The 14950-nt window shown below is 42.3% G+C and carries 11 protein-coding genes; 7 read left to right on the top strand and 4 right to left on the bottom strand.

Annotated features, from left to right (window positions below; translation table 11 throughout):
• Positions 1-76: 76 nt before the first annotated feature.
• Positions 77-451: a dihydroneopterin triphosphate 2'-epimerase gene (gene folX, locus BM736_RS18025; protein ID WP_076414733.1), complete on the top strand. Its 375-nt coding sequence runs from the start codon at positions 77-79 to the stop codon at positions 449-451.
• A gap of 117 nt (positions 452-568) precedes the next feature.
• Complete coding sequence (locus BM736_RS18020; RefSeq protein ID WP_076414731.1) at positions 569-1483, top strand: TIGR01777 family oxidoreductase; 915 nt, start codon at positions 569-571, stop codon at positions 1481-1483.
• A gap of 4 nt (positions 1484-1487) precedes the next feature.
• Here BM736_RS18020 and BM736_RS18015 read toward each other — a convergent pair whose 3' ends face one another.
• From BM736_RS18015 to BM736_RS18005, 3 genes are all read right to left on the bottom strand, one after another.
• Positions 1488-2168, bottom strand: coding sequence for an START domain-containing protein (locus BM736_RS18015; protein WP_256717964.1), 681 nt, complete (start codon positions 2166-2168; stop codon positions 1488-1490).
• A gap of 182 nt (positions 2169-2350) precedes the next feature.
• Positions 2351-4801, bottom strand: coding sequence for an ABC transporter permease (locus BM736_RS18010; protein WP_076414729.1), 2451 nt, complete (start codon positions 4799-4801; stop codon positions 2351-2353).
• On the bottom strand, positions 4801-5547 hold the full coding sequence (locus BM736_RS18005; RefSeq protein WP_076414864.1) for an ABC transporter ATP-binding protein: 747 nt from the start codon (positions 5545-5547) through the stop codon (positions 4801-4803). The genes BM736_RS18010 and BM736_RS18005 overlap by 1 nt, the downstream gene beginning before the upstream one ends.
• 58 nt (positions 5548-5605) lie before the next feature.
• On the opposite strand from BM736_RS18005, the gene BM736_RS18000 reads away from it, so the two are divergent.
• From BM736_RS18000 to BM736_RS17980, 5 genes are all read left to right on the top strand, one after another.
• The gene (locus BM736_RS18000) at positions 5606-6208 is read left to right on the top strand and encodes an arylesterase (RefSeq protein ID WP_076414727.1); all 603 of its coding nucleotides are present in this window, start codon (positions 5606-5608) and stop codon (positions 6206-6208) included.
• Positions 6209-6409: 201 nt separating this feature from the next.
• Positions 6410-7528: a YdiY family protein gene (locus BM736_RS17995; RefSeq protein WP_076414725.1), complete on the top strand. Its 1119-nt coding sequence runs from the start codon at positions 6410-6412 to the stop codon at positions 7526-7528.
• 243 nt (positions 7529-7771) lie between these two features.
• Positions 7772-9553 carry an EAL domain-containing protein gene (locus BM736_RS17990; RefSeq protein WP_076414723.1) on the top strand — a complete coding sequence of 594 codons (1782 nt, stop codon included), beginning with the start codon at positions 7772-7774 and terminating at the stop codon, positions 9551-9553.
• A gap of 268 nt (positions 9554-9821) precedes the next feature.
• Positions 9822-12473 (top strand): parallel beta-helix domain-containing protein, encoded by a 2652-nt coding sequence (locus tag BM736_RS17985; RefSeq protein ID WP_076414721.1) that lies wholly within the window; start codon positions 9822-9824, stop codon positions 12471-12473.
• 80 nt (positions 12474-12553) lie between these two features.
• Positions 12554-13717: an SO2930 family diheme c-type cytochrome gene (locus BM736_RS17980; protein ID WP_076414719.1), complete on the top strand. Its 1164-nt coding sequence runs from the start codon at positions 12554-12556 to the stop codon at positions 13715-13717.
• A gap of 97 nt (positions 13718-13814) precedes the next feature.
• Here the strand turns inward: BM736_RS17980 and BM736_RS17975 are convergent, their stop codons facing one another.
• Positions 13815-14834 (bottom strand): helix-turn-helix domain-containing protein, encoded by a 1020-nt coding sequence (locus BM736_RS17975; protein WP_076414717.1) that lies wholly within the window; start codon positions 14832-14834, stop codon positions 13815-13817.
• Positions 14835-14950 lie beyond the last annotated feature (116 nt).

Below are 14950 nucleotides of genomic sequence, written 5' to 3'. Positions count from 1 at the left end.
TAGATTGGTAGGCTTAATACTCAATAACTAAACCAAAAGCTAAACCAAAAAACTTCAGCATGGAGCAAAGATTAGCATGAGAGCAGAAATCGCGATAATACGCATCAAAAATCTTCGACTAAGAACATTTATTGGTATTAAGGATGACGAAATCCAAAATAAGCAGGATGTCTTAATTAATGCTGAAATTCACTATTGCGCCAACAAGGCTCGTAATAGTGACAATATGGATGACGCTTTGAATTATCGCACGATTACTAAAAAAATCATCGAATTAGTTGAACATAACCGATTTAATTTATTAGAAAATCTCACAGGGCAAGTACTTGATATTGCAAGTGAGCATCCTTGGGTTGAGTTTGCAAACGTTGAAATTGACAAACCTCACGCCTTACGTTTTGCCGACTCGGTTTCATTGTCACTGTGTTACCAGAAGACTAATAACTATTAAAACAATTAATTAAGAAGCACTTCGTCAACTTTAAATCCATGTTCTCACTTTTAGCTTTGCTTTTTACTCTGCTACAATTGAGAACATGGCTCTCTTTGATGCAGATAATACTCACTGATGAAAATATTGATCACTGGCGCTACAGGCTTTATAGGCCACCAGCTAGTAAGGGCCTTGAGTCATGAAAACAAACTGACCATTCTTACTCGCTCTCCAGCCTCAGCTCACCACCAACTAGGGGCAGAACATCAATATCTAGCTAGCCTTTCTTCACTCTCGAACTTTAATGAATTTGATGCTGTCATTAACTTAGCTGGTGAGCCTATTGCCAACAAACGTTGGTCTGACAAACAAAAGCAAAAGATTTGTAACAGTCGATGGGATCTAACTTCAAGGATCGCTGAATTAATAAATGCCAGTCAACAGCCTCCAAGCGTTTTCATCAGTTCATCTGCTATTGGCATCTATGGCGCCCAAGATACATCCCCCATTGATGAGTCTTACATATTTTCCTCCACGGACAAAAGTAGTTTTCCTTTTCGGGTTTGCAGTCGATGGGAAGAGCTTGCTTTACAGGCAGCGTCTCCTAATACCAGAGTGTGCATTTTACGAACAGGGCTTGTCTTGGGGCTGTCAGGCGGTGCACTTGCAAAAATGTTACTCCCCTTCAAGATAGCTTTGGGTGGTCCCATAGGCAATGGACAGCAAGGTATGAGTTGGATACATCAAGATGATCATATTGGTCTCATGCTATTTTTATTAGCTTCACCTGCCTGCAGCGGTATATTCAATGCGACAGCGCCACACCCTGTTAGTAACTACCGATACAGTAAGCTTTTAGGGAAATCACTGTCTCGCCCCGCTTTGATGCCAATGCCAGCCACTTTACTAAAACTTATCTTAGGCGAGATGTCTGAACTACTGACTCAAGGGCAATACGTCATCCCTCAGCGCGCACTTGAAGCAGGTTACCAATTTAAATATCCGCAACTAGAAGGCGCATTTGCAGCATTACTGCACAAAGACTTGTAAACGGTCATTGCCAGCTCTTATCTTGAGCACGCTTTTCGATGGCAAACACAATATCGTATAAACCAGAACGATTTGCCTTATTAGCGAGCCATGAGGGTATGCTGCCCCCTGGATCGGTATATAACCAATATGTCACGCGAGTTCCTCCATCCTCGGTCGCAGTGAGCTCCCAGCTGCCATCGCAGATAGTTAACCGGACGACACCGTCTATGGGAGCGGGACCAAACTCATTTTTCTGTGTCCAATATCGATAGTAATGTCCCTGCTCACTATTCACCTCATTGGCAATAAGCAAGGTATAGTCCCTTTGGCTAACAATAGGCGGATTGACCCTATGATAAACATATTGATTGTCACTGCCTTTATCATCAAATACAGTGATTTCATCGACATAAGGCATAAACTGAGTGTAATGCTCAACCTGACTTACAGTTCGCCATACTTGCTCTACGGGCGCATCAATGACCGCTTCAAGCTTAACCTCCTTGACTGAAGTGCCTGCCACCTCCCTTGTCCATACGCTTGCATCCCGTTTAGTAGACGCTTTCACCCACCCCTCACCAGAGGATGGCATCACTCTCGTTTGTTCGGCTTTAGCGGGTGATAAAAGCAGACAAAAAAGAATTAATACGGCAAAACATTGAGTAATAAAGTCTTTATGTTGAAATCTCTCACTAGGCAGCATCTGTTCGCTCTTTTCTGATCTATCAATGACCGACAAGGCAATTGATAGATGGTAAATATGTATCAAAGGGGCATAAAAAAGGCGAAGCCATATAACTTCGCCTTTTAATCAATATATTAGCTTATGAAACCTGTAGATAACCTTAATAGCCAAATAGTAATAATCAAAATAGATGGTCATTGTTAGCCAGCCTTCAGTAGCTCTCCACAGGACTTACTCAACAGTTGACGGCAACGCCAAACACCGAGTAAAGCGACGGTAACAGCGCCACAAACAGGCGCAATGCCCCACCAAGGCCAGTGCATGTATACATTGAGCTCAAATACTTGTGTCTTGAGTAGGTACAAAATAAATTCTGCTACGATCACCGCAAGCAGGCCTGCTATCAAACCTAACAGTGCAAACTCTAAACCTGTTGCCATCCTCAGTAACCAACCTGATGCGCCGAATGTTCTTAATACCGCCAACTCTCTTTGTCTGGTCGCCATACCAGCTTCAGTTTGGGCTATCATCACCAAGCTGCTCGCCAACAATACCAATACTAATACCAGTGTTAGAGATAATGAGACTTGATCTATTATCTGCCTAAGCTGCTTTATCATATTACCAACATCGATAATCGACACTGTAGGGTATTGCTTAATAATATCGAGAATGATGGACGACTTCCCCTCATCAAGGTAAAAGCTTGCCATCGAGGTATAAGCGAAGGGCGCTAACGCCTCCTTGGTAAAGATCATAAAAAAGTTTGGCTGTAAGGTTTCCCAATGAACGGCTCGTATGCTTGCAACATTTACCACTAACTTTTGATTGTCGATAACATAGGTTAGGCTATCACCTATCTTTAGATTTAAGCGCTCAGCGACGCCTGATTCAACTGAAACATCATCAGCATTAACGTTAAACTGACCTTCCAGTATCTCATTATTAGGCGGCACACTATTACGCCATGTTAAATTAAGTTCTCTTGAGATCCCTCTTCTGCCCTCAGCTCCTGCTTCAATCTCTTCACCAGAAAGTAACGCTTCACCATTGATCTCAATCAGTCTGCCTCGGATCACAGGGTAAATATCAGTTGTTTTAACCGTATTTTCCTTAAGGTAGGCTTCTAAAGGCTCACTCTCATCTGGAGCAATATTAACGAGAAAGTAGTTAGGGGCGTTTTCCGGTAGCTGCTTCTGCCATTCATTGAGCAGATCTTGCCGAAGAGCAAATATCGTCAGTAATAAAACTAAAGCACTGCTGAAGCCAACCAATTGCACCGCATTTTGTTTTGCACGCCTGCGTAAACCAGCTAACGCCAACTGCAAAGGATTGGTGGTTTTCATCCCTACACTATGACCTAGCCTTATCATGAAAAAGCCTAAGATACTGAGCAATAACCCAAGTAGCAGTACGCCAGCGACTACCGTTAAGGTGAGCGGTAAGCTTCCTGAATAGAGGTAACCAAGAATAGCCATAGCAGCTAGGCTCAGTATCAAATGCAGCCACGTACCCAGCTGTATACCCTCTAATTGGCGTTGTAAGACCCTAAGTGGCGGGATAGACAACAAACGCATCAATGGGTAGGCGGAAAACATAAAAGCACTAATAAAACCTGTAGCAAGCCCAAGTAAGATAGGCCTTGTGAAAGGCGGTGAGTAGGCAGCGATTTCAGCAGGCAAAAAAGCGGTAATGCTGGCATCTAAGGCAAAGCCCCCCATCAAACCTAATACCACTCCGAGTAGTGTTACTAGCATTAGATGTAAGCCAAAAAGGGTACGGATCTGTTTCCCTGAAGCACCAAACGTTTTAAGCATGGCAACCACATCATAATGGCGATGACAGTACCGCTGCGCTGCAATACCTATCGCCGCACAGGCTAAGGCTATCCCCAATAAACTGGCCAGCAATAAAAATCGCTCGGCGCGCTTTACTGCATCAGCTATCGGCGAATCCCCAGACTGTACATCAATCCAGCGCTGACTATTATTGAGTAATGGCTTTGCAAACGCTTCAAAAGCACTTAGCTGGGACTCGTCACCAGTAAATTGTGCTAAGTATGTCACTCGACTACCAGGCTGAATAATTCCCGTAGACGCAACATCCGCTAAGCGCATTAATACGACTGGCGATGATGCAAAAGGATTAAAACCTGCATCAGGCAAGCGTAAAATTTCTTCACTTAATGAAAATTGGCTATTACCTAACTCAAGTGCCTGTGGGTATCCTAACAATCCCCCTAACCGAGTCTCATACCAAAGCTCTCCTCGTTGAGGCAAGCCCCTAGCCGATGATTTAAGCTCGATAACACCTTTAAGGGGATAAGCGTCACCCACAGCTCTAACTGTGACTAATTGAAACTTATCATCAGCAAAAACCATTGAGTTAAACTGCATACTAGAGACGCTGTTTAACCCCAATTCATTCGCTTTTTGTAGAATACTTGGATCAATTTTAACGGGCGAATTGATAATTCTATCAGCGGCAATAAATTTAGAGGCTTGACCGTTTATCGCAATCTGTAATCGCTCACTCACACGAGCTAATCCAGTAACAGACAATACAGCTAATGTAATGGCTAATACGATAAGCAGCAGCTGACCTTGCATTAACTCCCGCTTAAACAACCTCCATGCTAAACTCAGCTCCATTAGCTCGCCTCCGCTTCAGCTTGCGGGCAGGCTGCAACATGCTCTTGTTCATCACTGACTTCGCAGCTTAGAGACTCCGTTAACACTCCACTGTCCATTAGAAGCTGTCGCTCGCAGCGGTTTGCAAGCACTAAGTCATGGGTCACTAATACTAATGTGGTATCACTCTCTCGATTTAGCTCAAACAACATATCAGCGACTTTATCGCTATTTTTGGCATCTAAGTTACCAGTGGGCTCATCAGCAAACAGTACCTTAGGCTCGCAAATAAAGGCTCTGGCAATGGCAACTCTTTGCTGTTCACCACCTGAGAGTTGATTAGGGAAATGAGTCAGTCGATGACTTAGCCCCACCCTTTCGAGCATGGCTTGGGCTTTCTCTTTTGCTTTTGAAATACCTGCAAGCTCAGCTGGCAACATGACATTTTCAAGCGCATTAAGCGTATCGACTAACATAAAAGATTGAAAAATGAAGCTGACTTTTTGTTTTCTTAGCGCCGCTTTCTTTTCCTCATTTAATGATTCAATAGCAACACCGTCAAGTACGATATGACCTGAGCTAGGTGAGTCCAGTGCGGCAAGCAAACCAAGTAAAGTTGACTTACCTGAGCCTGAAGGACCTAAGATAGCCACACTCTCTCCCTGCTTGACATCCATATTGATGCCGTTGAGGATAGTAAGCTCTCCCTCTTGGGTAGCCACTGACTTAACGAGATTGTTTACTGTGATAGCACTGATATCTGACATAAAATCCTTCTTCTCTCTGTTTCTTAAAGGTGCACTGGGCTTATTCTGCCTCACTTGCATGATTTTTAGCACACAATTATACGCTGCCCCTATATTAATCCTAGGTGATAGCCTAAGTGCAAGTTATGGTGTCGATGAAGATAAAGGTTGGGTCAACTTATTAAGAGAAAAATTACCTCATCACCAGATAGTAAATGGCTCAGTGAGTGGAGAAACAACCGCAGGCGGATTACGTAGACTCCCCGCCCTGCTTGACTCTACAAGCCCATCAGTCATATTTGTTGAGCTTGGAGGCAATGATGGTCTACGTGGTTTTTCACCCGTACAGCTGAAAGAAAATCTTACAAAAATAATCACCTTGGCGAAACAGGCAAACGTTAAAGTATTGCTCAGTGAAGTGATGGTTCCACCTAATTACGGGGCGCGTTATGCAACTATGTTTGAGGGCGTTTATAGGGAGCTTGCAGTGGAACATGACGTTATATTAATGCCATTTTTCATGAAGGAGATCGCCATACATCCAGAATTAATGCAACGAGATGGTATCCACCCCAACACAAAAGCCCAAGCCCAAATCGCTGAATTTATGCTTCCCTGGATGAACCAAGTTATCGAAACAGTAAGCTTGGCTAGTGAAAATAAATTAGATCTTAAGAAGTAAGTGGCTCTTGAAAACTAGATAGCCTATCTAGATCACACCTAACACCTTGATGATATGGGTTAAGCGATATAATGAAACAAAACCTAACTCAGTTCGCAAAATGAGTAAACTTTGTGGCTGAAGTTTGCTGAAAATACTCTCAGTAGATAAAATAGCGGCTTTCGTCATACATTTAGAATTAGTTTATTCAGGGAGCGGCTTATGAAAAGCCAACGAAATAAGATGACTGTAGCGCTTACTGCTGCAGGTCTATATATGCCTTTGCTTGTCAGTTGTAGTGTTTATGCGACTAGCCCACAAAAACCTCAACCAGTGCAACTCACCCCTAACCATCTCACTATACCAGTAGATAGTCAGTTTGACTGGATTCAATTAACTTCACTTGAGCTGCTTAAGGGTGAAATTAAAAATCTATATGATGATAAGTTAGAATTTGAAAGTGATGAACTCGATACGCTCTTTATCGATTGGGAAGATATTAAAGCACTACAAAGCCACTCACTTGTGAGTGTAGGCTTTACAGATCTAACCACTAAAACAGGTCAACTCATTGTCGAAGATGGGAAAACCCTGATCGATGGTGAGGAGTTTGATCGCAACCGCATAATGACCATTATCGCCGGTGGGCAAACGGAAGCAAACTACTGGTCGAGCAAAATATCTCTAGGTGCCAACCTCCGCTCAGGCAACACTGATCAGGTAGATTATAGTGCGATAGCTAATGCCCATCGACGCACCACAGAGTCTAGGTATAATTTAGATTATATTGGTAACTACTCAAAAACAGACGGTGACAATACCATTAATAATCACCGTATCAATACAAACTTTGATTGGTATCTCTCCAAACAATTTTACCTACGTCCTGTTTTTGCAGAAATATATATCGATCCTTTTTTAAACTATGAATATCGAGCGACTGTCGGTTTTGGTATAGGTTACGACATCATAGATACCTCGAAAACAAACTGGAGCATAAGTGGTGGTCCAGCCTACACTTACACAAAGTTTGACAATGTAGCCCAAGACCAAGTAGATGATGATAGTAGTGCCGCCTTTGTGATAGATACTGTATATGATGTAGAGATAACATCAGATATTGACTTTAACGCGCTCTACCGTATCAACTACGGAAGCGATGCATCGGGTGGCTATACTCATCATGCCTTAGCTGGGTTCTCCATTGAGTTAACGGATATGTTTGATCTTGACTTGTCATTAGTTTGGGATCATATCAACAAGCCGCAGCCAAATTCTGATAACAGCTTTCCAAAACAGGATGACTATCAGTTCATTATCGGTTTCGGAATTGATATTTAATGCCAACCACTCTCAATTGATAATCCCACATAATTAATACTGATTAATGTAAGGCTGCTATGCAGCCTTTTTTATGCTCTGTTGTTATCACATGCTGGATAACTAGATTATTTTAGTTAAACTCGCTTTAGACTTGTCTACTATTTGGCCAAATATAACAAAATTGACTATCTTAAGCGCTATATATATTTTAAGTGCTAGTCAAAATACATTTTAAGTGCTAGTCAAAAAAAGGACTTTTTGATGAATTCAATTCATTCCCCTCTTAAAATCCTGCTTGTTGAAGATAACCGAACCATGAGTGCGGTGATCCAAGAGTTATCAGCCCACACCCAACTCGCTATCAATATCACCACGACCCAAACCGGTAAAGGTGCCTTTGAGCAACTTAACTCGAGCGAATTTGATTGCGTATTACTTGATTATGAACTGCCCGACTGCAATGCCTGCCAACTCTTAAAAAAGCTACAAACTAGCCTGCTCCTGAAAAGCCCTATTATCATTTTAACTGGTCATACTCAGGATATGTTGGCCAAGAACCTCCTGTCATTAGGCGCCACTGACTTTATCACTAAGTCTGAGTGCTCTCCTGAGAAACTACATAGGGCGATCACCTATGCCATCTCAAGAGTAGAGTTTAGAAACCTTCAAGTCGAAAATGAAAAAGCCATTATTTATAAAAAGCTTGATAGTGCAACCGCTGAGGCAGACTACCTACTTAAATATGACCAATTAACTAAATTGCCTAATCGAGAGTTGTTTAAGACATCTGTAAATCAGGGGATAGCACGAGCTAGACGGCATAAACTGAATGTCTGTTTGCTCTACATTGATATCGATAATTTTAAATCAATCAATGACACTTTTGGTCATCGAACGGGCGATCAAGCATTAATAGCGATCAGCCAAAAATTGGAATCGACGATAAGAACCAATGACGCCCTGTGCCGAATAGGAGAAGATGAATTTGCCATCTATTTAGATTTTACTCAACATGAAAATGGTGCTGCTATTGTTGCAGAAAAAATTCTCAAAGAAACGAAGAGCCCACTCCATATAAATGGCAATGAGCTCTATATCAGCTGTAGCATCGGCATCACTTATCACAGTGAGTTTACAGGAGATAGCGACACCTTAATTGCCCATGCGCAAACAGCTATGCTTTCAGTGAAAAAAAGGGGAAAAAACAGCTATTCCTATTATTCCCAAGAGATGACGATAAAAGCTAAAAAGCGTCTTTTTTTAGAAAATGAGATGCGTTTAGCCATAGAGAACGATGATTTTAAAATGTTATATCAACCAAAGGTCGATGCAAAGACAGGCATTATCGTAGGTGCAGAGGCTCTAATCCGCTGGGTACATCATAAAGAAGGGGTTATCTCACCCAGTGATTTCATTCCAATTTCAGAGAAGAGTGATCTTATTCTAGATCTAGATAAGTACATACTAAACAAGGTGATAAGCCAAATTAGTTTTTGGCAAAGAAGTGGGTTAGATGTACCGGTAATTTCAATCAATATCCCAAGCCGAGAATTTCAAAGAGGTGATTTAGTTACTGGCATACAAACAGTATTACAGAAATATCAAGTCGCAGGCAGTAAGCTTGAGATAGAGATAACAGAGCGACTACTCATGGATCACTGCGATGACAATATTAAAATTTTAAATAAACTTAAAGATCTTAATATCCACGTCTCCGTGGATGATTTCGGCACTGGCTACTCCTCATTGAGTTATTTAGTCCAACTACCATGTGACGCGTTGAAAATAGACAAGTCATTTATCGACATGCTCCCTCAAAGTAAAGAAAACAGCCAAATAGTAGAAGCTATTATCATGTTAGCCCATAAACTGGGTAAAATTGTCGTAGCGGAAGGTGTAGAAACAGAAGCGCAGTTTAGGTACCTTTCTGCATTAAATTGCGATCAAATCCAAGGTTACTATTTTGATAAGCCACTCGAAGCAGCCACTTTTGCGAACAAGCTAGTGAGAGTCAGAAATATAAAGAAATTAATTGCTTCTTAATCATCTTCACCCAATCGCCTCGTATCAGCGTAACAAAGCGATACATCTATGAATATTTATCACCAGCCAATAGCTAGCTCACTAACCGTTTAATTATTTGTTGTTTCATACTGTTTTATAACGTTTTTTACCCCTCTCCCTGTTTGACCTCATTCACCGACCCTAATGATAGCGAGTTGTTAAAAAGTTGTTGGCCGGATTTCACATTGAATATAAATGAGGTCAGTGCAATCTAAGAGAGGAATAATAAAAATAAGCAGGAGACGCTATGTTCAACAAGAAACCTTCTTGGTTAATCCCAAGCCTCGTGGCCAGTGCTGTCGCGTTGAGTATGTCTGCATGTTCATCTGATGATGACGACCCGGTTGTAGAGCAAGATGAAGGGACTGTTACACCAGCCCCTGAGCCTAGCCCAACATTTCCTGAAGGTGCTATCATCATTGAGGATGGGGAAAACTTAACCACCCGTATTCAAGAAGCGCTGATCAATGCTCAAACTAATGATGTGATTGTCTTACCGAAAGGTAATTTTAAAATTGCATCGACCCTACTTTTCGATGGTGATGTTGACGGTGATGGGACTTACGCATCTAATATCACCATTATGGGGCACGGCATGGATGACACTGTGCTCGACTTCTCTGAATCTATCTCTGGTGATGGCATCTTCGTTCAAAATGCCGCCAACATTATTATTCAGGATCTATCTGTCAATGAAGCAAAAAATAATGGCATAAAACTAAAAAATACAAACGGCATTATTCTTCGAAGACTCGCAACGGTTTGGGAAGGAGAGCTTGATGAAGGCAATGGTGCCTATGGCCTCTACCCTGTTGAATGCGAAAATATCCTTATTGAAGATACCTATGTCCGTGGTAGCGCCGATGCAGGTATTTATGTCGGCCAATCTCAATATATTGTGGTCAGAAACAATATCGCTAAAGAGAACGTTGCCGGGATTGAAATTGAAAACTCCAAGTATGCCGATGTCTATGGTAACGAAGCGATGGGCAATACTGGCGGGATCTTAGTATTCGATCTGCCTATCAACAACCACAGATACGGCTCAAGCGTTCGAATATTCAATAACAAGATCTATGACAATAACACGCAGAACTTTGCAAATGCATCAGCAAACCCAGCAGGAGTTCACATCGTTCCACCCGGAACAGGCATGATCATTCTTTCAACCGATGATGTTGAGATCTTTAATAACGAGATAACCAACCACGACACCATGGGTGTCACAATCTCAAGCTTCTTTATCGCTGAACCTGATATGAGTGCTTTTGTCGCCAACTATGGTCAAGAGAACCAACCGATAGAAGATGGCTGGAGACCCACTCCACGTAATATCTATCTACACGATAATGTTATTACCGATTATGGTAAAAAGCCTAACGGTTATTTGATTGATGACATCATCAAAGCTTACCTGTTTACTCATGGTAAGTTTCCTGGCGTCCTCTATGACGGCTTAGGAGAGATGCTCTCTAATAATGGCACTGCGGCTTATTTAGGCTTGCAAGAGATGCCATTTGCAGATGATGGCAGCGATAATATCTGTGCCAGCGATAATGGTGATGTCTCTTTTGGTCGCCTTTATGCCAACGATAATACCGACATGAATATTGCTGATGTCCTTTATGAGGAGCAGCAAACTGACCTAATGAAATGTGCTCAAGTTAGCTTGCCGGTACATACCGTTACGTTCGGTGATGAGATCTTCGGTTGTGGTGTAGATGATGACGTCGCTGGTTGCGATGGTGGTAACCTGATTGGCGGCGGTGGAAGTATCGGTGAAGGCGAAGGTGGTCTCGTCGGCGATGGTGATTTAGCGTTATGTGAATCAACGAGCTCAGACGTCAACTGGCCAGCTTTATTAGGTGCAAACTGCCCTAATCTATCTGATTACAATTTGTTTGCCGATACAGCAAACCCAACAGCTGCGCCAAATTCTGATGGTTTACCTTACGATATGAATACCCAGTTATTTACTGATTACGCCAGTAAATACCGCTTTGTATTTGTCCCAGAAGGTAAAGTTGCAAACTATTCAGCCCAAGAGAGTATGGACTTCCCAGTCGGTACCGTGATCAGTAAAACGTTCGCCTTACCTGCTGATACCGCACAAAGAGGTTTTGGCAATGAAGATATGGTGGAAACCCGCCTTCTTATCCGTCGCGCCACAGGCTGGTCGGCACTTCCATACATTTTCAATGCTGACAAATCTGATGCTGTACTTGCAAAAGCTGGAGCGATTCAGGCAAAACAAGTCACTCATAACGGGGAGACATTTGATTTTGACTATGTTGTACCTAGCATGAACAACTGTAAGCAGTGTCATCAGTTTAAAGCCGACCCAAGTAGCCCTGCTGTATTTGTCCCTATTGGGCCAAAAGCGAGACATCTGAATAAAGATTACGCTTACGCAGACGGTACTATGAATCAGCTGATGAAATGGCAAGCAGCTGGCATTTTACAAGGCGTGCCAGATGTCGCAACTATCGACACCGTGCCTACATTTTCAGATGGTGATGAGGCTAACCTCAACAGTATGACTGACGAGCTCTTAATGCGTACTGCAAAAGGCTATTTAGATGTCAATTGTGCTCACTGTCATCGCCCTGAAGGTAATGCATCTAACACAGGCCTTAAACTTGAGTACTTCAGATCTTACAGTGAAGACGGTGGTTTCTCCCACGGTACCTGTAAATCACCAGTGGCTTATGGTGGCGGAAACTTGAGCTTTGATGTAGTTCCAACAGCACCAGAACGTTCCATCCTGCACTTCAGAATGGAAACGAATCTACCAGGTGACCGCATGCCAGAAATTGGTCGTAGCCTGTCTCATGGAGAGGGTGTTGAACTTATCTATGAGTGGATAAAACGTTTACCTGTCGCAAGCTGCTCTCAATAGCAAGCATATGTAAGCTTTGAGCAAACAATAGAGGCCGGTTTTACCGGCCTCTTTGCCTCTATCAGCATAAAAGGTGAAGTATGCGCAATTTATTCCTTTTACTCCTAGTCACGCTATTAACCGCTTGTGGTGGCTCTGATGATAATAGCCAACAAGAAGTCGCTCAGCCCCCTGTCACTCCCACACCTCCTTCCGCTATATCACTGTGTGATCAATCAACATCGAGCGTGAACTGGGAAGCTTTAATGAGTGAGGATTGTGACAACTTAGCCAGTTATGGATTATTTATCGATCCTACGACCCCGACATCTGATGCTGTAGAGCCTGGTTTGCACTATGAACTGTCCAGTCAGCTATTTACCAATTATGCAGCCAAATACCGCTTCTTGTTTATTCCTGATGGTGGACAAATAACGTTTAATTTAACTGATACCTTTGAATTTCCCACAGGAACAGTGCTAACAAAAACCTTCTCTATGCCCTATGACACGCAGATTAAAGATGCAGAAAATCAGGTGCTGATAGAGACGAGACTATTAATAAAAAGAGAAGCAGGTTGGACGACCTTGCCCTACCAATGGCAAGATGGTGAAGCAAAACTGGCTCAAGCTGGTGCAGATATCCCCCATACGTTAAACCATCAAGGTCAAGTAGAAACATTTAACTACCATGTACCGAGTCGAGTGGAATGCAAACTCTGCCATCAGCTAAACCGAAATGGTAGCAGTAACATAAGTCCAATCGGCCTTAAGGCTCACCTACTTAATCATGATATTAACTATCGAGGTGAAACAATTAACCAACTGACACTGTGGCAAAGACTCAATATTCTAACTGGCTTACCAAACCTGCAAGAGATAGCTCACGCCCCCTCTCTGTTTGATAGCCAAAGTAACTTAACTCAGAGAGTCAAAGGTTATCTCGATATTAACTGTGCTCACTGCCATAGGGCGGAAGGTTTTGCGAGTATTTCAGGACTTAGACTTGGTTTTCATATTAATCATACCAGTTATCAATATGGAGTTTGTAAACAACCTCCTGGCTGGGATGGAGGCCCTAAAGGGCTTTCATACGATATCGTACCGGGTAATGGTGAACACTCAATTTTATTATATAGACAAGAGTTGAATGAACCGAAAGACAGAATGCCGCCTTTGGGTAGAAGCTTAATTCACACTGAAGCTGTTGAGCTCATAAAACATTGGATAGATTCACTACCTCCAAGCCTAGGTAGTTGCCAGTAATAGGTGAAACGGTGATTGTATGCTATAAAAATCCATCGTTAGTACATAGCAAGGCTAGCTTGTTATGTACTCACGACGAGCTTAGCTCAAAAGAGACTTACGTTTCATTTAACCGCAAAAAATGGCCCGGCGGATGCCCAAGCCAATGTTTAAAACTCTGCCGAAAATGGCTTACTTCCCCAAACCCCATCACCTCAGCAATCTCTTCAATACTCTTTTCTTGAGACAAGATCAAAGCTATTGCAGCTTGACACCTAACTTGGTCCATCAGTTTTTGATAACTTGTACCCGCTTGAGAGATCCTACGCCGTAAAGTCCTACTGCTCATATTTTGACTGCTGGCCATCTGCTCCATGTTAGGGCAATCAGGAAATGTTTTACGGATCTCTTCCAGCAGTACCTGAATAAAAGAGGCTTGCTGGTTTGAGATGGTATTGACTTTATCTTCATCAAATTTGTATCTAACTGGAAGTGAGAGGTATTTTTTATCAATTGACCACTCATTAAATTCGGCATTACACAATATATCAGCACCAGTGATCGAAGCTAAAGACTCTGTGCTTCTATCTGGTTCTGCCAACAATATTTTATCAGCAAGTATGGCTTGACCAGCCAAGCCGCTCCCGATTGTCAGTAGACCACATACACTGTGCTGAAACTGACATGAGTAACGCGCTAAACTAATCTTGCCAGTGTTTAACCAACGAATATGTAGCTTATCATCCTGCTCTATAATCAAGGTATCGGTAAAGCTCCCTACAAGCTCAGGGTGAGATAGCACGAACTGCAGGCAATCACCAATCGTATCGCATTGATTAAAAAAACTCAGTAAGAAGTCTAAATCTTCTACCGCATACTGTTGGCCAACTTTTGCACCGACTTCCATGTCCCCCGTGTAGGACTGAAGAAAATCCATAGCAAAATCAGCTTGCCACACATAGATGACCTGCAGGTGTTCCAACTCTTTAAGCCCGACTCCAATTTGCGAACAGAGTAACTCAACAACCTCTTCGCCATGATGGTGGCGAAGGTAAGCCAATAAATTTCTGAGTTGGTAGGCTGGATAAGACTGATCCCCTACCATCAAGTTCGGCTTATAACTTTGAGCCTGCTTCATCCACACCCTACTTCATTTATTATCATGAGTTATTTTGTATAAGAATTAGCATCTTTTGGAAAGGGATATTTGCGAATTTGACGAATAAACTTTAGCTTCAGATTGAACATCATGTA

This window comes from Shewanella sp. UCD-KL12 (assembly GCF_001957125.1).
In the GTDB taxonomy this organism is placed as follows: Bacteria; Pseudomonadota; Gammaproteobacteria; order Enterobacterales; family Shewanellaceae; genus Shewanella.
This window is presented reverse-complemented; position numbering and strand designations above follow the sequence as displayed.

What these genes read in the sequence shown, in the direction of transcription:
- folX (WP_076414733.1), top strand. Translation starts at nt 77, where the DNA reads ATGAGAGCAGAAATCGCGATAATACGCATCAAAAATCTTCGACTAAGA.
- BM736_RS18020 (WP_076414731.1), top strand. Translation starts at nt 569, where the DNA reads ATGAAAATATTGATCACTGGCGCTACAGGCTTTATAGGCCACCAGCTA.
- BM736_RS18015 (WP_256717964.1), bottom strand. Translation starts at nt 2,168, where the DNA reads ATGCTGCCTAGTGAGAGATTTCAACATAAAGACTTTATTACTCAATGT.
- BM736_RS18010 (WP_076414729.1), bottom strand. Translation starts at nt 4,801, where the DNA reads ATGGAGCTGAGTTTAGCATGGAGGTTGTTTAAGCGGGAGTTAATGCAA.
- BM736_RS18005 (WP_076414864.1), bottom strand. Translation starts at nt 5,547, where the DNA reads ATGTCAGATATCAGTGCTATCACAGTAAACAATCTCGTTAAGTCAGTG.
- BM736_RS18000 (WP_076414727.1), top strand. Translation starts at nt 5,606, where the DNA reads ATGATTTTTAGCACACAATTATACGCTGCCCCTATATTAATCCTAGGT.
- BM736_RS17995 (WP_076414725.1), top strand. Translation starts at nt 6,410, where the DNA reads ATGAAAAGCCAACGAAATAAGATGACTGTAGCGCTTACTGCTGCAGGT.
- BM736_RS17990 (WP_076414723.1), top strand. Translation starts at nt 7,772, where the DNA reads ATGAATTCAATTCATTCCCCTCTTAAAATCCTGCTTGTTGAAGATAAC.
- BM736_RS17985 (WP_076414721.1), top strand. Translation starts at nt 9,822, where the DNA reads ATGTTCAACAAGAAACCTTCTTGGTTAATCCCAAGCCTCGTGGCCAGT.
- BM736_RS17980 (WP_076414719.1), top strand. Translation starts at nt 12,554, where the DNA reads ATGCGCAATTTATTCCTTTTACTCCTAGTCACGCTATTAACCGCTTGT.
- BM736_RS17975 (WP_076414717.1), bottom strand. Translation starts at nt 14,834, where the DNA reads ATGAAGCAGGCTCAAAGTTATAAGCCGAACTTGATGGTAGGGGATCAG.